This is a genomic window from Lacipirellula parvula (assembly GCF_009177095.1).
Taxonomy (GTDB): domain Bacteria; phylum Planctomycetota; class Planctomycetia; order Pirellulales; family Lacipirellulaceae; genus Lacipirellula; species Lacipirellula parvula.
In genome coordinates this window covers 5875536-5896686 of sequence record NZ_AP021861.1, presented here as the reverse complement: position 1 = coordinate 5896686, position 21151 = coordinate 5875536, and the positions used below count along the sequence as shown (strand labels likewise).

At 59.3% G+C, this 21151-nt stretch carries 11 protein-coding genes and 11 tRNA genes; 20 read left to right on the top strand and 2 right to left on the bottom strand.

Annotated features, from left to right (window positions below; all coding sequences use genetic code 11):
* Positions 1 to 568: 568 nt before the first annotated feature.
* The 20 genes from PLANPX_RS23085 (at position 569) to PLANPX_RS22995 (ending at position 16192) form a co-directional block, all read left to right on the top strand.
* Positions 569 to 3895, top strand: coding sequence for a choice-of-anchor Q domain-containing protein (locus PLANPX_RS23085; RefSeq protein ID WP_152100998.1), 3327 nt, complete (start codon positions 569 to 571; stop codon positions 3893 to 3895).
* Between the two features lie 624 nt (positions 3896 to 4519).
* Positions 4520 to 4594: transfer RNA gene (locus tag PLANPX_RS23080), tRNA-Asp, on the top strand.
* A gap of 5 nt (positions 4595 to 4599) precedes the next feature.
* A tRNA-Leu gene (locus PLANPX_RS23075) sits at positions 4600 to 4675 on the top strand.
* Positions 4676 to 4913: 238 nt separating this feature from the next.
* Positions 4914 to 4984, top strand: a tRNA-Glu gene (locus tag PLANPX_RS23070).
* A 5-nt stretch (positions 4985 to 4989) separates the two neighbouring features.
* Positions 4990 to 5071 (top strand) — tRNA-Leu (locus tag PLANPX_RS23065).
* Between the two features lie 126 nt (positions 5072 to 5197).
* A tRNA-Leu gene (locus PLANPX_RS23060) sits at positions 5198 to 5271 on the top strand.
* Positions 5272 to 5295: 24 nt separating this feature from the next.
* Positions 5296 to 5366, top strand: a tRNA-Ala gene (locus tag PLANPX_RS23055).
* Positions 5367 to 5388: 22 nt separating this feature from the next.
* Positions 5389 to 5478: transfer RNA gene (locus PLANPX_RS23050), tRNA-Ser, on the top strand.
* A 2-nt stretch (positions 5479 to 5480) separates the two neighbouring features.
* Positions 5481 to 5554, top strand: a tRNA-His gene (locus tag PLANPX_RS23045).
* A 137-nt stretch (positions 5555 to 5691) separates the two neighbouring features.
* The gene (locus PLANPX_RS23040; RefSeq protein WP_152100997.1) at positions 5692 to 6282 is read left to right on the top strand and encodes an HNH endonuclease; all 591 of its coding nucleotides are present in this window, start codon (positions 5692 to 5694) and stop codon (positions 6280 to 6282) included.
* 64 nt (positions 6283 to 6346) lie between these two features.
* Positions 6347 to 6416: transfer RNA gene (locus PLANPX_RS23035), tRNA-Trp, on the top strand.
* A 13-nt stretch (positions 6417 to 6429) separates the two neighbouring features.
* Positions 6430 to 6501 (top strand) — tRNA-Thr (locus tag PLANPX_RS23030).
* Positions 6502 to 6940: 439 nt separating this feature from the next.
* The gene (locus PLANPX_RS23025) at positions 6941 to 7744 is read left to right on the top strand and encodes a hypothetical protein (protein ID WP_152100996.1); all 804 of its coding nucleotides are present in this window, start codon (positions 6941 to 6943) and stop codon (positions 7742 to 7744) included.
* Between the two features lie 150 nt (positions 7745 to 7894).
* A tRNA-Cys gene (locus PLANPX_RS23020) sits at positions 7895 to 7966 on the top strand.
* A 775-nt stretch (positions 7967 to 8741) separates the two neighbouring features.
* Entirely contained in the window at positions 8742 to 9071 is a 330-nt protein-coding gene (locus tag PLANPX_RS27840) for a hypothetical protein (RefSeq protein ID WP_198421804.1), read from the top strand.
* A complete protein-coding gene (locus PLANPX_RS23015) occupies positions 9056 to 9841 on the top strand; it encodes a slipin family protein (RefSeq protein WP_198421803.1) in 786 nt (261 codons plus the stop codon). Before PLANPX_RS27840 ends, PLANPX_RS23015 begins: the two co-directional genes overlap by 16 nt.
* A 709-nt stretch (positions 9842 to 10550) precedes the next feature.
* Positions 10551 to 11534 carry a DUF1559 domain-containing protein gene (locus PLANPX_RS23010; RefSeq protein ID WP_152100995.1) on the top strand — a complete coding sequence of 328 codons (984 nt, stop codon included), beginning with the start codon at positions 10551 to 10553 and terminating at the stop codon, positions 11532 to 11534.
* 205 nt (positions 11535 to 11739) lie between these two features.
* Entirely contained in the window at positions 11740 to 12360 is a 621-nt protein-coding gene (locus PLANPX_RS23005) for an RNA polymerase sigma factor (RefSeq protein ID WP_152100994.1), read from the top strand.
* Positions 12361 to 12418: 58 nt separating this feature from the next.
* Positions 12419 to 14581: a serine/threonine-protein kinase gene (locus tag PLANPX_RS23000; RefSeq protein ID WP_152100993.1), complete on the top strand. Its 2163-nt coding sequence runs from the start codon at positions 12419 to 12421 to the stop codon at positions 14579 to 14581.
* 276 nt (positions 14582 to 14857) lie between these two features.
* Positions 14858 to 16192, top strand: a complete 1335-nt coding sequence (locus tag PLANPX_RS22995) for a dockerin type I repeat-containing protein (RefSeq protein WP_152100992.1) — start codon at positions 14858 to 14860, stop codon at positions 16190 to 16192.
* Positions 16193 to 16238: 46 nt separating this feature from the next.
* Here PLANPX_RS22995 and PLANPX_RS22990 read toward each other — a convergent pair whose 3' ends face one another.
* Both PLANPX_RS22990 and PLANPX_RS22985 read right to left on the bottom strand, forming a co-directional pair.
* Positions 16239 to 17690: a DUF1501 domain-containing protein gene (locus PLANPX_RS22990; protein WP_152100991.1), complete on the bottom strand. Its 1452-nt coding sequence runs from the start codon at positions 17688 to 17690 to the stop codon at positions 16239 to 16241.
* Positions 17691 to 17702: 12 nt separating this feature from the next.
* Entirely contained in the window at positions 17703 to 20897 is a 3195-nt protein-coding gene (locus PLANPX_RS22985; RefSeq protein ID WP_198421802.1) for a DUF1553 domain-containing protein, read from the bottom strand.
* Positions 20898 to 21151: the final 254 nt, after the last annotated feature.

Here is a 21151-nt window from a genome sequence, read left to right as displayed (position 1 = left end):
CGGCGCCGAGAATCGCAGCTGGTTCGCAGGCTGAATCAGCTAAATTGTTGTCGTCTGGCTTGCGGCTAAGGCGGTATCTACCGGTTTGCAGCAATTGCCGCTCACCTCTGTTCAATCTGTGCGCGTAGGTCGAGCATCGGTAGGACACCCGGACGGTCGGCATACGGGTTGTCTAGTCAACAGTGCTGTCGACGCAATCGACATCGATGCGGGTAATTGGGCAAAACAGATAAGTCCTTGTGTCGCGAGATCTTAACGCTGCTGATTTGCGTCTCAACAAGTCTGAAAAATAGTTGATTTGATCATGCGATTGAGCTACAACCACCGACGCGGCTCATGTACGGCTGCTTAAGCTTCGCGCTCCGCAGCTGCTCTTCTTGTCTTGCCTTGCGGACATTGCTTCTTCCACCAATCAGAGAGTGAAAGGCTACCAATGCGCAGATTTCTTAGCACATGGGAGCGGGAGATGGCGAAGCTAGACCTAAGGGTATCCCGCCGAACTTCAAGAATCGCGAAACCCGACCAACGATTCGTGCAATTGGGGTACGAGTCCCTTGAGGAGCGTCGTGTGCTGGCCGGCTCACCCGTCGGATCTTGGATTCGTACTGACGCTTCCAGCTGGGGGCTAGACATGCGCGCGGAGATTTACACGGGAGCCGAGGCAGGTAACGCGGCGCCTGACTCGGAATACACGTGGGAGGAACACGATACGCTACTGCGCGAATACACTGACGCGGTTTCGTCAGGAGACGGCTACGGATACGCCTTTGCCAAAGTCGCGGGATTTATCATTCCTGAAATATGGGATGGCGTCTCGCCTGTGACTGGCGCTAATCGGACTGCAGTCCCCAGTGTGTCAATGGAGTCTGTTCAACTTGGCAATGCGTACCAAGGTGGAATGGGAGGCGGGCTGAGCGTGTCCTATCCGTATGGAGAAATTGGAGGGCGTTTCATATTCGACGATAGTAATCCGTCGATTGCCAAGAAGTTTTACGGCGCGTTGTACCTTATCGGACTGGGCGTGGCGACAGGAAGCGGCCTTAATTCTTCGGCGTACTTAGACCAAGGAGCAGATATTACTATCCATAAGAACGGGCAAAGCGTCGGTAGGATAACGTTCGAGAGCTTCGCGGATGTGTACCACAACTATTATGAAAATGTTAACGAAACTTCAGGCATACTCACTGTCGCAATTGACGGGCGAGAACCCTACACTTTAGCCACGACAGGCGCCAATATTTTCGTCAACTTTGTAATAGATATTGAAGATGGTGATGTAATAACAATGGGAGGAGGCGTCAGTAACTCTTTTGGAGCAGGTGGTGAGGGGACTGCCGGCGCTGGAAGTGGAGGCTATGGGGCTTCCAGTGCGAACTATAGCTTCATAAAGAATGTCCACGCGCATGGATTTGCCTTCGAGGCAGATAGCCCGCCAGATGATTTGCCGCCGATATGGGATGGAAACGCTGATGGTGTTGGAAACGGGAGCACGAACAGCAACTTAGGGCTATTCTCGAATAGTTATGCGCCTGGCGACCTCGATGGTAACGGCGCGATCGATCAACTGGACGCGGAACTTTGGGAGCAAACTCTTGTTACTGCAGCGCAGAACGGCGTTAGCCCGCTAATTGTCACCACGGAGGAGGACCTCGATGACGGTGATTACAGCTTCCACGATCTGAGCTTGAGAGAAGCAATTGCACTGGCTAATGATCCCAGTTACGCAGGAGCACGCACGATCGTTTTTGCAAAGTGGGTTGATCAGATCACTCTTGGTGGGAGCGCACTTGCGGTTGATAGCAGCGTGAACATCGTTGGTCCTGGCGCCGACAAGCTTACGGTTGACGCTGACGGAACAAGCAGAGTCTTCTATGTCGCGGGCACCGGCGTGCTCGACGTCCAAATTAGCGGCATGACGATCAAGGGAGGCGCCGTCAATGGCGACGGCGCTGGCATCTACAATGCCTCTGAGGATCTTACGCTTCATAGCGTCGTCGTGACTGATAACCACGCCACAGGTACGGGATTGGGCGGAGGATTATTTAGCGCCAATGGCTCCGTCACCATCTTCAGCAGCGAGTTCCACGGAAACACCGCAACTCGAGGCGGCGGCATACGCGTTCAAGGCTTCCCAGCGGTCACGCTCAATATTTACGGCAGTTCGATTTATCAAAACTCCAGTAGCGCAGGCGAGGGCGGCATAAGCGCCTACAGCGCAACGTCGTACATCGAGAATACGACCATCTCCGAAAACACGGCAGGCCAAGATACCGGCGGAGTATTCGTCGAGTCGTCTGGGGTAATGACAATCGTCAACAGCACCATCGTCAATAACACTGCGACTAACTACGGCGGCGGACTGCGGAAGACCGGTGGAACAGTGACGCTGCACAATACGATCGTCGCCAACAACCAAAATTTGTCTGGCTGGGGACCAACGCTAGACATTCACGGCGCGCTGGATCCCGCGAGCAGCTACAACATCTTAGGCGCTGGAGCGAATGGCCAATCCTTTAGCGGCGCCGGCAACATCATCGGCACGCCAACGTCACGGATTGATCCGCTGTTAGCTCCGCTAGGCGACTACGGTGGGAAGACGAAAACGCATGCCCTGCTAACGAACAGCCCTGCCATCGATCAGGGCAGCAATGATTGGTCGATCTCTTACGATCAGCGCGGGAGCGGGTTCGCTCGCGAATATGACTTGTCGCCAACCAACGGCGGTGACGGCTTTCGCGACATTGGCGCGTTCGAAGCTGGGTTAAACACGTCGTTAGTCGTTCGCAATGCCGGTGATCGAAACAACTCTGTTGCGCTTAAAGCAACAACTGATTCACTTCGGCTGCGAGAGGCGCTGGCGCTGGCTACAGCCCTAGCAGGTAGCGAGATCATCTCTTTCGATCCATCGCTCTATGCTGGTGGAATGGCGACTATCACGCTGTCAATTGACGGCGCTGACGCCGGGTCCGCTCCTGATTCATTGTCAGTGGCTAACACCGTCATATCTGGACCGGGGGCTGACAAGCTGACAATTGCCGGTACGTCGCAGCAATCCGTTATCGTTGCAACTGGGACTTCAACCATCAGTGGCGTAACGATTACAGACGGAGGCGGATTGGCTGGAGGAGGGGTATACGCAGACGGTATTGTTACAATTCGTAACTCGCGAGTCGTGGGAAATACCGTTTCGAATGCAGGGGGAGGGATTTTCTCTTACGGCGTCTTACGCGTGATTGGATCCGAAGTCGCCGATAACACCGTAACCGGAGCAAGCGGTGCAGGAGCTGGAATTGCAATTGAGCAGTACAACTCGCTTTACGGTTTCGACATTATCAACTCCACTATTTCAGGAAACACGGCATCTGGGGCGAGCAGCAAAGGCGGTGGGGTCTACAGTTTCATTTACGACCCCTATCTCTACGACTATCGCATTATCAACAGCACGATCACCGACAATTCCGCATCGCAGGGAAGTGGCGTGTACGACACTTATTACCAGCACCCTGCTGGAAACGGCCGCTACCTATATGCAGGAAACTCCATCATCGCGGACAACCTAGTCGGCGGTGATGTTAGCGGCAACTTAAAAACCACGAGCGCCAATAACCTGCTAAGAAGTGGCGCTAGTGGCGGGCTCTCGACTAACAACATCCTCCTGTCGGGGAGTTCGACTGCCCGGTTGAAATCGCTGGAGTTCAGTAGCGCAGGCACTCGCGTACATCTACCCTACTACGATAGCGCGGCTATCGATGCGGGCAGCAACAGCATCGCGACAAACATTGCCCTCGAACTCGATCAACGCGGTTGGGATCGATTCGAGAATTGGGATGGTGTTGGCGGTGACACCGTGGACATCGGGGCCGTCGAGTTAGCGTTCAGCGAGTACTACAGCTAGTTCGCATCCTCGCCCCGCCGCGGCTCGCGACTTCCGCAGCGGGGCTGCTTTTTTCTAGTTGTCAAAGCCCCCCCTGGTCCCAACGGCTGGGCCCCGGCTCACTGATCGCTAGTGGTCTCTTCGTCGTCCAACTCAACCGTCGGCGCCACCCACCGCGGGCTCGTCGCCCAGGCTGAAAGGTTGCTAGCCCCCTGCTCGCTCCACATTACTCCGATTTCGACACACCCCGTTGACAGCTCACTGCAATCGAATTTACTGCAATTTGTGCGAACCCGAAGTGCTCAGCTTGGCTCCTTGTGAGCATGAAGAGCAGCAGACCCACGCACGATCTCGAGCAATTGCTTACGAGTCTCGCTGCGCAGCTGCGGCCAAGCTATAGCGATCTCCTTGAGGTCAGCGTCTTCCTCTCGCCCGTCAGGCGTAATTGCACCGGAATACGCACCGCCTCCTGAGGCAGGTGCGTTTCTTGACCGGATTATGCAATCGTTCGAGTCCACCCGGGACTACTGAAAATAAGGGGGAAGGAGGAAGGCGGAAGGGGGATTGCGTGAGCTCTTACCTTCTCCCTTCTCCCTTCTCCCTTCTCCCTTCTCCCTTCCACCCTCCGCCTTCCCCCTTCGTTACGCCTTCGTGGTCCAGCCTGGAGTGGACGCCTGCCTGTCACGCAGGAGAGCGTGGGTTCAAATCCCATCGAGGGCGCTCGCGGCAAGGTACGCAAACAGGCAAAGCGGCGAAGCTCAAACCTTCGCGACTTTGTGGGTTCGACTCCCACCCTTGCCACTGCACAAGGAGACGTGTTCCCCGCGACTGGCTGTAAACCAGTTGTCACGAAATAAGCGGGGTGGCGACGAATGGTTCGATTCCTTCACGTCTCATTTAAGTGAGATCTAAGTCCAAGACTATTTGTGGGAGCGTCTCCGACGCCGATACCGCTTACCACCCCGAACCAATTTGGTGCGCATCGTCGCTTCGGGGTCGGAGACCCCTCCCACTGGTTTTTGGCAAGCACAGCTAATATGCCCCGTTGGTCTATCGGTAGGACGCCAGGTTCTCAGCCTGGAACGGCCGGTTCGATTCCGGCACGGGGTGCTCATGACCGAGTGGTGGAATTGGCAGACACACGACGCTCAGAACGTCGTGCCGTAAGGCGTGGGAGTTCGAATCTCCCCTTGGTCACTAAAGATCGTCTAGTCGCGGGCAAACCCCGCGGCGCGAAGCAACGCATTAGCGAGTGGCAGGCATCCCGGCTGGGTCTCATAAGCCCGGTTCCGCTTGGTTCGAATCCAGGACTCGCTACTCCACAGTCGGGTACGCAAATTGGCAAAGCGGCCAGGTCGAGAGCCTGGCGTCTGCGGGTTCGACTCCCGCTCCGACTACTGAAAGAAGACTACTAAATCGATGGGACGCTGGTCCAACGGGACGACGCCTGGTTTGCACCCAGGAAATCGGGGTTCGATTCCCCGGCGCTCCACTGCACGCGACGACAACTAAACGGAAGGTAGCCGAATAAGGCTGGTCGGGCCGGTTTGCTAAATCGTGCGACTGCGCGAGCGGTCGTGTGGGTTCGAATCCCATGCCTTCCGCTGTGACCGATCCCGAAGTGGTCGAGGGGCCTGGCTGTGAACCAGGCGGCAAGCGGTTCGAGTCCGCTCGGTCACCCTGCCTCGCGAGTGTGTTGGACGGCACAACGATCTTCTAAATCGTAAGACGATGTTCGATTCATCGGCGAGGCGTTCGCAAATTACCTAACCACCTACTCACTTACTCACCTACTAACCCAGCCACAAAAAAATGTCATGAACACATTGCAGCGACCAGTCCTGGTACTCAACCGCAACTGGCAACCAGTCCACGTGGCCACCGTCGCGCGGGCGCTCGTGCTGTTGTGGAAAGAAGCGGCCCGCGTGGTCGATGCGGCCGACTACCAGACGTTCACCTGGGGCGATTGGTCGCAGCTTCGCCCGCGCGACGACGAACGCTGCATGAACGGCGTCAATGTCCGGTTTCGCGTGCCGGAGGTGATCACACTGAACGAGTTCGATCGCCTGCCGCGGCGGACGGTGGCGTTCAGCCGACGCAACATTTACAAGCGAGACCACTTTCAGTGCCAGTATTGCGGCGTCACGCCGGGGAGCGAGGAGTTGACGATCGATCACGTCATCCCACGCGCTAACGGCGGCGTCTCGAGCTGGACGAACTGCGTCCTTGCCTGCGTCGACTGCAACAGCCGCAAGGCCGACCGCACGCCGCAGCAAGCGCGGATGAACCTGAAGCGAGTTCCCGTGTCTCCTGAGTGGCGGCCGGCGTATGGAGATCATCGAGTCCGATTGGAGAGTTGGTCGAAGTTCGTCAGCGAAGCGTACTGGAACGTGCCGCTGAAAAGTTAGTCGAGTCGTTAATCGTGTCCCCCGTCGGTGCGTTCGGCGCGCCGGCCGCATCGACGGGGTTTTCAGGTCTGTGCTCCTGGGAGAGCAGTCAGCCTCCAAAACTGACGGACCGGGTTCAAATCCTGGCGGACCTGCTGAGAGAAATGTTCCGGCGTGGCAGAGCGGCAATGCAGCTGTTTTGTAAACAGCCCCACGGGGGTTCAAATCCCTCCGCCGGATTGAGAGTACAAGGCGGCCAAATTAGCCCCCGGTTCTTCAAACCGGGGGACCTACGGCTCGCCACCCAACCCAACGCCCAGTGAGTGTGCCGGAGTCGCACGCGACGCTTCGAACGTCGAAGAAGGGGTTCGATTCCTCTACTGGGAGCTGAATTGATATGAATAAAAATTTTGAAGTTCCCTCCCCTTGAGGGGGAGGGTTAGGGAGGGGTGACTGCAGCGTGTACCAGCGTTCCACCCCCTCCCCAGCCCTCCCCTCAAGGGGGAGGGAGCCAGAATATTTCATCGTGGCCGACCCCCTGGCGGAGCCAGGGGCTAGAAGAAGTTTGTCCTCGGGGTGTGCCGGATCCGCACGCAACCCTGCGAAGGTTGAAGACCGGGTTCAATTCCTGGCGAGGGCACTGGTTAGTTTTTCCCATCCTAGTTTTTGGAGTAGTTCCATGAACGCGCATCCGATTGAACGGCACTTCGCCCGGATCGGCGCGCGCGCTAGACTGAGCGCGGGCGCCCATCGGCGCCTGCGGACCAATGGCGTTTCGATCGACATTGGTCGCGACGGCGACGGCGAGTTTTTCGACGTCGCTTTGGCAAGTCCCACGCCCGCCGAATTGATTGTGCTCGACGTTCAGCCTGCGAGTCGCCATCTGCTGTTGATGGCGGCTGACGGCACGGGCAAGCACAAGTTTCTGTGCGGTCGCGACGAGCGGCATTGGTTCGTCGCCGCCGTGCCCGAGACGCGGTCGGCGTCGACCGTGGCGACGGCGATGGAGGCGCTCAAGCCCGACATCGTCCGTTCCGAGCAAACGCGCCGCAGCGTCAAGCCGCGGCTGCGTAATCGTCGCCGCAACGAGGCGTTCGTCCGCCAAGGGGAGTGGTTCTTCGTGCCGCTGCCGTTGGGAACCAAGGTGAACGAATCGGTCATCTTGCGAAACGAACGGCTGCAGCGCGGCGCCGGCAAGCCGCACATTGTCGATGAACTCGTTCGCGACGGCGGCCAAGCTGTGTACGTCAGCAGAGCGTATCCCAACGGGCTTACCCCGCGGGAGTACATGCGGTTGATCAGCCGTCGTCCCGAGTTGCGTTCGATCGGCTGGGTGATCCAGCGACGCAACCCCCGCGCGTTCGTTCGCGGGAAGGTTCGTCACCCCGATCACAAGACGATCAAGCTCGACGATTGGCGGTTAGTGGTGATGAACACCGAGACCGAATCTGCGGCCATGCAGCACGTGGCCTTCATTGATTAGCGCGTTGGGCCGTCGGCAACGGCGGCCCAACGTGATTTTTTCGCGACCCACTAAAAGCCACCGGCTCCGCCGGTGGACGTAGCAAGGTGGAGCCAACTCGCAGTTCGTCCACCGGCGGAGCCGGTGGCTTTGATGATCGCGCGAACAATCGACGCTGAAGCCCAATGGTGAGGCGGCTGCCTGCAACGCAGCTCGGAGCGGGTTCGACTCCCGCCGGCGTCTCTTGCAAGTGATTTGTATGTCTCTTCAAGCAAGGTCCGACGCGTCGAAACCAGCGGCGCGCTGCGCTCCATTAAACCGGTTAGCACAGCGTGTTCCGAACATGGGCTCGAACGGGCGCGTCGTCCGCCACCGGTTAGCTCAGTTGGTAGAGCATCAGATTTAGACTCTGGAAGTCACGGGTTCGACTCCCGTACCCCCACCGCGAGTGTGAAAACTCGCTCCAAAGCAGGCGCGCAAGCGTCAAGGTAACCCCGAGGGCAACGAACGAATGGATTGATCCGCCGCGCGTCGCCGTACTCGCTTCGGCGAGATGGCGATCGCGGCAGCGCCCGCCGACGCTCTGTAGTGCGTGGATTCCGCACTCGCGTCTGCAGCGTTTGACGCCGGCGAGAGGTTGACCGCCGCTGCGAAGCGTTTGCTTCGCAGCAGGTCGACGGACGCTTGCCAACGACGCTGCAGTCGCAATTGCTTAAACGACGCTCCGCGTACGGAGGCGTGATCAATCGTCCGCTTCGTTGCCCGAGGGGTTTTCAAGAATCGTGCGAACCATTTAACGGTGGAACGCATCCAATATTTCCTGTAGGAAAAACAATCACTTAAACACAGAGGACACAGAGAGCACAGAGAAGAACTAGATAGTGAGTATCAACTACATTTCTCCGTGTCCTCTGTGCTCTCTGTGTTAAACGTCTTTTGATCGAAACTGTATAGTCAGTAGTCAAAGACGGAAGACGAGCAGCCGCATAGTCACAACACGAAAGGAGGTGCGGCCATCATGTTCAAACGAGTTCACATCCACAGCGACGAAGTCGGCCTGCACTTCCGCGACGGCGAGTTCCAAGGCTTGCTCGATGCGGGCCGCCGCTGGATCTTCGATCCGCTGCAGAAAGTCCGCATCGACGTCGCGTCGCAGCGACTGCCGTGGATCCGCCACGACAAGCTCGACGTGATCGTGAAGAGCGGCGCCCTTGCGGGGCGTGCGCAAGTGGTCGACCTGAAGGACCACCAGCGGGCGCTTGTCTGGATCGACGGTCGCTTCAGCCACATCCTGCCGCCGGGCCTGTACCCTACTGGACCGGCTTCAAGGAAGTGCGCATTGAAGTGATCGACGCGCGGAAGGTCCGCTTCCAGCACGACGACTTCAACGTGATTGTCCGCAGCCAGCAAGCGTCGCAAGTGCTCGACGTGTGCACGGTGGACCGTTACAAGGTCGGCGTCGTGTTCCAGAACGGCGAGTACGTCGAAACCTTGCCGCCAGGCCAGTACGCTTGGTGGCGCGGCATGGGCGACGCTCGCGTGACGGAGATCGACCTGCGCGAGCAGACCCTCGACGTCGCTGGTCAGGAAATCATGACCGCCGACAAGGTAACCCTCCGCATGAATGCGGTGGTCACTTACCGAGTGGTCGATGCGCGGCAGTCGATCATGGTGGCCGACGGCGCGACGCAGTCGCTCTACCGCGAGGCGCAACTCGCGCTGCGGGCGATTGTCGCGACACGCGATCTCGATTCGTTCTTGACCGAGAAGGATGCGGTCACCGGCGAGTTCGAGGAAGCGGTCAGCCGTCGTGCGGGCGAGTTGGGTCTGCAAATCGTCTCGGTGGGCGTACGCGACATTATCCTGCCGGGCGAGATGAAGGACCTGATGAACAAGGTGACCGAGGCCAAGAAGGCGGCCGAGGCCAACTTGATCGTCCGCCGTGAGGAAACCGCCGCGATGCGCAGCCAGGCAAACACCGCTCGGCTGCTCGCCGACAACCCGACGCTGATGCGGCTCCGGGAACTGGAAGTCCTGGAGCGAGTCGCCGCGAGCGGCAAGCTCAACGTGGTGCTTGGTGAGAAGGGCCTCGCGGATCGCGTGGTCAATTTGCTGTAGCTAGCTAACGACCGGAGGCCGGGGATGACTCGGCTGCCGGCTTTTTGCTGCGCGATAGTGCTCCAGCCCCGACCAAGCTTTGTCGAGGCTATTTTGAGCCCCCCGTTTGTGGGGTTGGGGTTCGGTTTTTCGAGAAATATCACCGGTTCTAAAATTTTCTGAGAATTGATGAGCAGTTCTGATCGGCCTTCGCAACTACCTGGAATGAGGGACCACTCTGCTTCCTTCTGGAGTTGCTCTCTGTCCGCTGGGTGCTGCGCTGCCCCGTAGCATACAGCCACAGGAAGCCGCGTCGGCCCATCCACCTTCGCAACGTCGGGTGGGTCGGCGCGGTGGACTGTTTTTCCAGAAGGCTGCGCTCAGGGCGTGAAAAGCTCGGGAAATTAGGCCAAAAGCTGGCTGCGCCGCGCGTCGCCCATCGGCAATGAGAAGCTAACGGCGACTTCGCGCGTCGTTCTCCGCTGACGCACGTTGTTGCCGCAGCTTGCGGTTTCCAAAGCGTTTTCCGCTTTATCTATCAGCGTCTTTCGCTGCGCCGATGCCGCTATGCAATCGGCTAAATGGTGAATTAACTCTGCTCGCTAGCCTTTGCTGGCGGGGTTAACTCTTTAACTGGCAACGAGTTGCGGTAGTCGTTGCGTGGCGAAGTTGAACGTGAAAGACTATGAGAGGTCTCTTCACGCTACTCGCCCCAACGGACTGATACGCCGTGCGCCGAAGGTCTGCATTTACGCTGGTCGAACTCCTAGTGGTGATTGCCATCCTAGGAATTCTCATTGCGTTGTTGCTGCCGGCAGTTCAAGCGGCCCGCGAGGCAAGTCGGCGGGCGTCTTGCCAGAACAATCTCAAGCAGTTGGGGCTCGGGCTGCTGACGTATCACGAGTCCCAAAAAGTCTTTCCTCACGGCGGATGGGGCTTCCAGTGGACGGGCATGCCGTCGCGTGGATTTGGTCTACGGCAGCCAGGAAGTTGGGGATACAGCCTGTTGCCGTACATTGAGCAACGCCCGCTGTGGGAGTTGGCGCGGAACGGCAGCATCGAAGAAGCGCATGCCCGGCTAGTTCAACCGATGCCAATGTTTAACTGTCCGACGCGACGTGGCGCCGAGGCCGTTACCCTTTCTGGCAACTACCCGTACTTGAAGGCGATCAAGCCATTTGGCTCACCCCCGGAATTCGCGCACAGCGACTTTGCGATCAGCACGGGCTCAACGCTGATCACGTCCGATCCTGGACCTGGGACGCTGGCTGCAGAAGTCACTCACAACTGGCCGATGCCGGAAGGATATTCCGCCGACCCCACCACGCAGTTCACGGGCATTTCCTTCTCCCGCACGGGCACGCAGCTTCGCCGGATTGTCGACGGTGCTTCGCAAACGTACTTGATTGGCGAGAAGTACTTGCATTCAGAGCACTACCTGACGGGCGAATCGATCGGCGACAACGACTCAGTTTTTACGGGCTTTTGCTCAGACAACCATCGGTACACGAGAATCGACTTAACGCTCGCCCAGGACGATTCGCTGCCTGCCTCGAGCACTTCGGCGCAGTATCGATTCGGCAGCGCTCATGCCGCAGGGACGAATATGGTTTATTGCGACGGTTCGGTGCAGGTCATGAGTTACGACCTTGATCCGTTGATTCACTATCGAGCGGGACATGGATGGGACGAAGGAGGAAGTCCGGCGCCATGAGTTGCCTGTCGCTTGAGTTCGGATCTGCAATGAAGCCGTCGTTTGCGGCGGGACGCATTATGGTGGATGAGGAAAAGCCTCGGCGGACGACAACATTGCCAGCGAAGTTGCGAATGGCAGATGACGTATTGATGCTTGTGAGCTTAGCTGATTAGTAATTTGAGACGACCTGCCGCGATTGGCGACCTTGCACTTGAGTGCGGATATGGCATATGACACCGATCCATCGTCGACGACAGATTCCTTCGAGGAATTGATGCGCGAAGCAGCGCGCGGCTCGGAAGAGGCCGTGTGGCTGCTGCTTGAGCGATACTCGAAGAATATTTTGCGCGTCGTGCGCCGCCATTTGCCCTCTGAGTTGCGCTCGAAGGTCGATTCCACCGACATCGTGCAATCGGTTTGGAAGTCGCTGATTCGCAAAGGAGCCAAGTTCGACGATGCGTCGACGCCGGAGAAGCTGGTCGCTTATTTAGCCGGAATGGCTAAATATAAGGTGTATGAGACCCACCGCCACTATACGACGACGAAGGCGTTCGACTTAGGTCGAGAGCAGTCGCTCTCGCAACCGGACGCCGGCAATACAGCCGCGGCCAACAGTCGGCCAGACGTCGACTTGCACGATGCGCGCGCTCAGGAGCCGCTTGAAATCATCAGCACGCGCGAGAATTGGCAACGAGCGATTAATAACTCAGGCGATCGCGGGCGGCGAATCGTCGAACTGCGATTGCAAGGTTTAACGTACGAAGAAGTCGCGGGACGATTAAACATTAGCGTCAGCACGGTTCGGCGAGCACTCGATTCGCTCCTCGAATCACTTTCAAGCTAGCATCGTCGAACTCTAGGAAGTCTTTAAATTAATTGGCGCCGAGCGGCGACAGAAGACTATGGAGACGAACGCATCTTACGATTCGATTCGCGTGGAGGCAGACGCCCTTCGCGTGGTCGCGGAATTGCAGACGCTGCTCGAATCGGACAAAGATCATTCGTTCGTCGTGGAACGCGCCATCGAGCGGTTCTCTAATTTCAGCGACGTCGACCATGCGCCGTCGATCGAAGATTACTCGCGGTGGCTGACTCCCTTGGGCGAGTCGCTGCGTAGCTCGATCTGCCGTCAGTTGGAAGTTGAAGGCTACTTCAATCGCCAGTCCTGGTTCCACGCGATCAGCGAAGTGGCCGACTGGCCGGAGGCGGGCGACCGCGTCGGGGCGTTCCTGCTGATGGAGCAAGTGGGCAAGGGAGCTCATTCTCGCGTCTTCCTGTGCCGTCAGGCGGGCGTCGGCGATCGGCAGGTGATCGTTAAATTCACCCGCAATAGCTTGCTGGAAGCCGACCTGCTCGGCCGGCTGCGGCATCCGAATATCGTGCCGATTTACTCGGCGTCGTCAGACCCCCAGACGAAATTGGCGCACATTTGCATGCCATTCGTAGGGCGAAGCACGTTGTGTGAGTTTATCGAGGCCGATGCTCGCCAAGATGCGCGTGCCGGCGATCTGCTATTATCCGTCGCCAATGCGTCCCGCCGTCCCACTGACTCCGTAGAAGTTGCAGAAGCTGCACCCGCTCGGCCGCGTTTTTATGACAAGCACGATTGCGTCGCGTGGGTCGGCTGGCGGCTGGCGTTGGCGCTCGCTCACGCGCATGACCAGGGGGTCGTGCATGGCGACGTGAAGCCTTCGAACGTCTTGCTGTCATGGGACGGCACGCCGCTGCTCATGGACTTTAATCTGAGCGGCAGTTTGTCCCACTCCGTCGAGGCGAAAGGGGGAACGCTCCCTTACATGCCGCCCGAGCAGTTGCAGGCGGTGGGCCTTGAGTTTGGCGACGCCGCCTACGACCAGCGCTCCGATCTCTTTTCGCTTGGCATTTTGTTGTACGAAGCATTGAGCGGACGGTTGCCGTTTCCATTGTCGACGGCGCCAGGCGATCGGCGCAGCCTAGCGACTGAATTGTTGCAGCAACAGCGAAAAGGATTTGTACGATTGCTTGCCTTGGACGCTACGATCCCCCCTCGGTTGGCCGCCGCCGTCGAGCGTTGCATTGCGTTCGATCCCCTGGAGCGACATCAGTCGGCCGGAGCGCTCGCAGATATTCTGGGCGCTGCGTTCACGGCGCGAGGCAGGCTCCAGCGCGCCGCCCGCCGCCGCCGCCGTCCGCTGATCGCCTGCACGATTGCTTTCTCGGCATTGATCGCAGGATCTGGAGTGCTCTACGCATCCCGCCCGTCGGAAGACGCGCGGCTGTTCAATGCAGGGATTGCAATGATGCAGGAGGGCCGGTTAGCCGACGCTAGAATTTCGTTGGAACGCAGCCTGATGCTTCAAGCCGACGCCCCAGCAGTGCAATTTGCACTTGGCTTGGCTTTGTTGCGAGCGGGCGACGCGTTGCGAGCGCAGGAATGCTTCTTGAAGGTCAATCGTCAGCAGCCTTCCGCCGTCGCGGCGGCCTACATCGCGTACTGCGATTGCAAACTCAATGATTTCTCAGGCGGCATTCCTACTGGGGAGATAGCGTTCAAATTGGCGGGCGATTGTCCTGAGGTGATGAATAATCTCGCGCTGGCGTATCAACTCGGACAAGGCCGGCTTAGTCCGGAAGATAAACTGCTCGCCGCTCAAGAGAAATTGTCGCGCGCAAGCGCTGCGCTGCCTAACTCTCCCTCGGTTCGTTACAACAGGCTCTTGCTGCAACTGAGCCTCTCTGGACTTTCCATAACCAGCGTTTCGCATGAAGACGCAATGTCTGCGATTCGATTGGCGGAGGAGTATCCGCTCGACAAAAAACTGCAGGTCGACGCGGCTCGACTCTTGAGCATGCGAGCTCGCGTCGATCCCGCCATGCAAGCCGAGGCGATTAAGTGTCTGGAACGGGCTGTCGAGCAGGGATACCGCATTTCGACGACCACGCCGGCGTGGCTGCCTTTGCATTCGTCTGCTCAATTTTCGGAGTTGGCGATCAATTCGCAAATCGCCAAACCGAAGCAGCGTTACCAGCGTTTCGTGGAGCTTGCTATCGAACCGGCATCGTTGTTGCCGGTCGGCCTTCAGTAACGCATCTCTTCAGGCGGCGCTGGATTCGCGTCATCCGTCGCGGCTCCCGCACGGCTGGTGAATCGTTGGTTTTGCCCGTCGCTCTCGATGACTTCGCAAGTAACTGAAGCTCGCACGACGCAGACGGCAGATTCTTAAATTCAAGTAATGTTGCCCGAGCGTACGCAAATTGAATGAGCAGTTGCGACGCCGAGTTGCAACTATCTATGTAGACCGGCGTCGCATCGAGCGCGCCTTCTTACCGCTTGCCGCCGAATCTCGGCGTGGAGTTTTGTCATGAGAAGTTGGCTGAGGGGCGCGTGCGCGCACACTGCGACGCCGCGACTGCGATTTGAATCGCTCGAACAGCGGTTGGCGCTTACAGGCGCTCCGACGGTCGTTGATTTCGAGGTTGGCAGCACTGCTTGGAGTTCGGGGTTCGTTGAGTATCTGAGCGATAGCCATTTAGGCGATGGCGGATACAGCGTGCCGGTTGGTTCATCGTCGCAGATGGCGTCGTTGCCGTGGACGAACATCGACAAGCTCATCTTCCAATTCAGCGAAGACGTGCAAATCCTCTCCAGCAATTTGTCGTTGACCGGCATTGGAGTCGCGCACGTCAGCGTCGAGAAGTTTGAGTACGACCAGCTAAGCTTGACCGCGACATGGACCCTCAGCGCCGCACTGCCGAAGAACGGCTACCGTGTGGAACTCGACGGCGACGGGTTACTGCCGGTTCGAGATCGTAACGACAACGCCTTAGACGGCGAGTGGACGACGTCGAGCAGCATTTATTCGTCCGGGAACGGCGTGAACGGCGGGGATTTCGCCTTCGAGTTTCGCGTCCTGCCAGGCGACGTCGATCAGAACGGCGTCGTCAATTCGACGGATTATTCGGCAGCGACCGCCGGCAGCGGGCTCACGACCGCCTCCAGCGGTTACGCTCCACTAACGGACGTCGATGGCAGCGGCAGCATCTCCGCAGGCGATGCGAGCCTGATCAACGCTCACTTGTCTCAGAGCCACGCCAGCGGGACGCCGGTGGGCGCTTCCGACGACGCCCCGTCGTCGAAGGGCTGGCGGGCGGTGAACATCAACGCCAATGCCGCTGACGCTGCGTTCGATTTGTGGGGCGATTTCGCCGATGCGGAGACAGCCGATAGCGCCATCACCTACACAATTACGTCGACTTCGAACGGATCAATCTGGTCGAGCCAGTCAATTAATACCGTGACGGGCGTGCTTCACATGACTCCCGCCCTTAACGCCACGGGATTGAGCACCATTATCGTCACTGCGACTGATTCCGCGGGGCAGACGACATTCATGAAGTATGTCGTCGATCTTGGAGGCGTGAATCAGGGTCCATACGTCAGTTTCAGTTCGCAGCTCAGCGTACGAGATGACGACAAGGTAACCATCACGGGATTGGTGACGGACGACGGAGACGTCGAGGGACTGTACGTGTACTTTGCCGGTGCAATTTCAGGCAAGGCGTATGTGAATGCAGACGGAATATTCCAATTCACGATCGTCCTCCACGAAGAGGACTCGGATTGGGCATATGCCATCGTCACTGATTACTTCGGATCTGAAAGCAATGAGTATGAAAGATGGGTCGGATCGCTCTGACGCCAGTCCGCGTTTTCCGTCCCCAGCGTTGCGAAGCTTAATTGCGTTACGCAATCAGTTCCGGCACCACTCGCGCCGGCAGGACGCCGGTTAGCTTCTGATCGAGCCCTTGATGCTTCACGGTGAAGCGTTCGTGATCGAAGCCGAGTTGGTGTAGGATCGTCGCGTGGAGGTCGCGGACCGGCAGCGGATCCTTCACGATGTTGTAGGAGAAGTCGTCGGTCTCGCCATAGACGGTTCCGGCGTTCACGCCGCCGCCCGCCATCCACATGGTGAAGCAGCGGGGATGATGGTCGCGGCCGTAGTTCTGGTCGGAGAGTCCGCCTTGCGAGTAAATGGTACGGCCGAACTCGCCGCCCCAAATGATCAGCGTTTCGTCGAGCAGCCCCCGTTGCTTCAGATCCTGGATGAGGCCGTAGCAAGGTTGATCGACGTCGCGGCATTGGTCCGGTAGCCGGCCGGCGACGTTCGCATGCGTGTCCCAGTTGTTGTGGTAGATCTGCACGAAGCGGACGCCGCGTTCGACCATGCGACGGGCGAGCAGGGCGGTGTTCGCGAACGTGCCGGGCGTCTTCGCCGCTTCGCCGTACAGGGCGAACGTCGACTCTGATTCGGTCTTCAGATCGGTCATCTCGGGCACGCTCGACTGCATCCGGAAGGCAAGCTCATATTGCTGGATGCGCGTGTGCGTCTGCGGATCGCCGAGTTGGCGATAGTTCATTTCGTTCAGCGTCTTCAACCCGTCGAGCGTCGTCCGGCGGACGTCGCGACTCACTCCCGGCGGATCGTTGATGTAAAGAATTGGATCGCCGGCTGTGCGGAAGCTCACCCCGGCATGTTCGCCCGGCAGAAAGCCGCTGGACCAGAGTCGTGCGGAGATCGCCTGCACTTGTTCGGTGTTCGTGGGCCGCGCGACCATCACCACGAACGTCGGCAAGTCGTCGTTCAGCGAACCAAGGCCGTACGACGCCCATGAGCCGAGGCAGGGACGGCCGGTCACCTGGTTGCCGGTTTGGATGAACGTGATCGCGGGCTCGTGGTTGATGGCGTCGGTCTGCATGCTGCGCATGAACAGCACGTCGTCGGTTTGCTTCTTCATCCACGGCATCAGCTCGCCGACCCACGCGCCCGATTGGCCGCAGCGCTCGAACTTGTACCGTGACGGGGCGATCGGAAACCGCGTTTGCCCGCTGGTCATCGTCGTCAGCCGTTGGCCCATGCGGACCGACTCGGGCAGGTCCTTGTCGAACCAGTCCTTCATCACTGGCTTGTAGTCGTACAGATCCATCTGCGGCGGACCGCCGACCATATGCAGATAGATGACATGCTTCGCCTTCGCAGGCAGATGCAGGCCATGCCCTGGCGCGGGCGCTGCCGCCGTCGAACCAAACGCCTTTCCTGCGAGCGAGGCGAGCGCGGCGCCGCCGAGCAAGTGCGAACCTTGCGACAGGAAATAACGGCGGCTAACGTTCGTCCGCAGTTCGTTCAGAAAACTCATGAGAAAAGCTCGCTACTTATTGAGAGTCTCGTCGAGATTCATCAGTTCATTGACGACCATCGTCCACGCCGCAAGTTCCGCCTGCGGGACCTTGGCGTCGGCTTTCGTTTCGCCGACCTTCAGCAGTTGCTCCGCTTCAGCCGCGTTGGCGGCGTAAAACTCGGCCAGCTGGTCGAGGCTCTGTTCGATGACCGTTTGTTCTTCCGGCGTAAACTGCCTCGCTAGAAGCCGGCTGGCGACAAACGACAATCGATGCTTGAACGAGGGCGCCGCTTCGAGCAGCGCTCGCTGGGCCAGTTGCCGAGCCGCTTCGACGTACTGTGGATCGTTGAGCGTGACGAGCGCCTGCAGCGGCGTGTTGGTGCGCTCGCGCACGACCGTGCAGTGCTCGCGATTCGGGGCGTTGAAGATATCCATCGACGCGGGCGGCGCCGAGCGCTTCCAGAACGTGTACATACTACGGCGATAGAGCGCTTCGCCCGTATCTTGTTGGTAGTCGCGCGTGTTCGAGCCGATCATCGCGACCGCTTCCCAGACGCCTGGCGGTTGATATGGCTTCACGCTCGGGCCGCCAATCTTCGGTGAAAGTAGGCCGCTCGCCGCGAGGGCGTAGTCGCGGACCATTTCGGCGTCCATGCGGAACCGCGGGCCGCGCGAGAGGAGGCGGTTGTCGGGATCGAGTTCCAATTTCTCCGGTGACGTCAGCGCACTCTGCCGGTAGGCGGAGCTCATCACCATTTGCTTGAAGAATCGCTTCACGTCCCAGCCCGATTCGCGGAAGTCGACCGCCAACCAGTCGAGCAACTCCGGGTGCGACGGCAACTCGCCGGAAACGCCGAAGTCGCCGACGGAGCGGACGAGCCCTTGGCCGAAAACTTCTTGCCAGAATCGATTGACCGTGACGCGCGCCGTGAGCGGATGGTCGGCGCGAATCAACCACTGGGCGAAGCCGAGCCGATTGCGCGGCAAATCGGCGGGGAAGCTGGGCAAGAACGCCGGCGTATCGGGCTGCACTTCATCGAGCCGCTGATCGTACTCGCCGCGGTTGAGAATGTAGGCCTTCGCCATTTCGCCGCGTTCTTGCATGACGTGGGTGATCGTGCCGCGGGCCTGGATGTCGTTTCGCTCGCGGGTGAGAGCGTCGCGCTCGGCGGCGAGGCGTTTGCCGTCGTCGTCGACGTTCGCAAGCCACCAGCCGAACAGGGCGTCGGCGCTTGCGGCATCGCGCTTGTCGGCCGGGGCGGCCACCAACGATGCGAAGAGCGACGCATTGGCGAGGGCGGTCGCTTCGCTGGGCGAAAGAGCGCGATCGTACAGGCGAACGTCTTCAATACTCACGCCCGACAGCGGCGAGGTGACGTGACGTTGGCCGACCTTCAGCGGGACTTCGGTGTGAATCGTTTCCGTCAGACTGTCGGCCTGGACGTTCGTCGGCTTTAACTCGCCGTTGACGTAAACTTGGATGCCGCTCGCTTTGCGGCTGCCGTCGTAGGTGACGGCGACGTGAACCCACACGTCTGCCGGCAACGCTTCGCTGGTGACGGCCTTCAGCGCGTTCTCGGGCCACTTGTGAACAATGTGAGCGCCCACGCGGCGGCCTTCAACCCACATGTCCCAGCCGCGATAGTCTTTGCCGTCGTCCATGCGGGCGACGATCGACCCGCTGGCGTCGTTGCCGGGAAGCTTGACCCACGCCGCGGTCGAGAACGGGCGGTCGCCTTCGAAATCGCCAGCTTTCGCTACCTCGAGCGCGGAACCTTGGTTGAGGTAAGCGGCCTTCGCGCCGGTCTTACCGTCTCGCCACTCGACGGTGGCGTTGCGCGGGACCGAAGTCTTCTGGCCATCGAGCGTGTAGGAGACTTCATCGCCGCCGTCGTTGAGCGGCGCTAGCAGGTGCAGGCCGGACGAGGGAATCCAGCACTCGGCGTCTTCGCGTTTTGACTTGGCGAGCCATTCGTCGAATGCCGGCCGCGCCCCGTCGCGGCGAGCGGCGACGGCTTGTTCCGCGGCGGGAACGAGGCCCTGCAGCTCGTCCCACCGCGGCAGATCGGCTTCCAGCGGCACCATCACGATGGGCGGCGTATCTTTCACGTTGCCGTCCATCGGCGCTTGCGTCGTGTTGTTGAAGAACGCCGACATCGCGTAGAACTCGCGCTGCGAGAGCGGGTCGAACTTGTGGTCGTGGCAAACCGCGCAGCCAGCCGTCAGGCCGAGCCAAACCTGAGCGGTCGTGTCGGTACGATCGCGCGTGTAGAGGACGGCGTACTCTTCGTCGATGGCGCCACCTTCGCTGGTCGTAATGTTGCAGCGATTAAATCCGGAACCGATCTGCTGATCGAGCGAGCGTTTGGGCAGCAAATCGCCGGCGAGGTTCTCGATCGTAAACTGATCGAACGGCATGTTCTTGTTGAACGCCTTGATCACCCAATCGCGGTACGACCACATCTCGCGATAGTTGTCGATGTGGATGCCATGCGTGTCGCCGTAGCGAGCCGCGTCGAGCCAGTAGCGGCCGCGATGTTCGCCCCACTTCGGCGAGGCGAGCAACCGGTCGACGTACTTTTCGTAGGCGTCGGTCGATTCATCGGCGATGAACTCTTCAACTTGCTCAGGAGCTGGCGGCAAACCGGTGAGGTCGAGCGCGACGCGACGAGCGAGCGTGCGGCGATCGGCTTCGAGAGCTGGTGCAAGTCCTGCCGCCTGCAGCTTGGCGAGCACAAACGCATCGATGGGATTGCGAATCCAGTCCGCTTGCTGTGCCGTGGTCGGGGGAGTCGGCCGCGTCGGGGTGATTAGCGACCAATGGGCCTCGTACTCGGCGCCTTCCTCGATCCAGCGAACGAGCGTCGCCTTCTGTTCGTCGGTGAGATGTTTCTTCGTTTCCGGCGGAGGCATGACCTCCGATTCATCCTCGCTGAGGATGCGGCGAATCATTTCGCTGGAATCGGGATCGCCCGGGACGATTGCCGCCGCCTCGACGGCGTCGGCCTGGCGGTCGAGCCGCAGGCCCGCTTGCCGCGAGGCGCTATCGGGGCCGTGGCACGAGATGCAGGCGTCGATCAAGATCGGCCGCACGTCGCGGTTGTATTCCAGCGGCGCTTCCGCAGCGTGGCTGGCTGCGGCCAGCATCATCCAACCGAACGCTAGCGCCCACGCGTGACGCCCCAGCGGCCAATGGCTGCGTTGAAAATGCGAGCGGACGGACATCGAAGCAAGATGAAAACGTACCATGACACCCAAGCAAGCTAGCGGCTAGTTGTCAGCGTGAAGCGAACGAGTCGATGAGAGAGGTTGATAAGACGGCGCAACCGCGATTCGTTCACGTCACCATTGTTCCCGAGGAGGCCGTGATCGGCCAGTTCGGTGTAGTCTTCATTCTAATCGATCGCAGGCGTTTAGAAACGGCGCGCGGCGTTAGCAAATCGCACGCAGGCGACGCGCGTCGACACTTGCGCCTTACT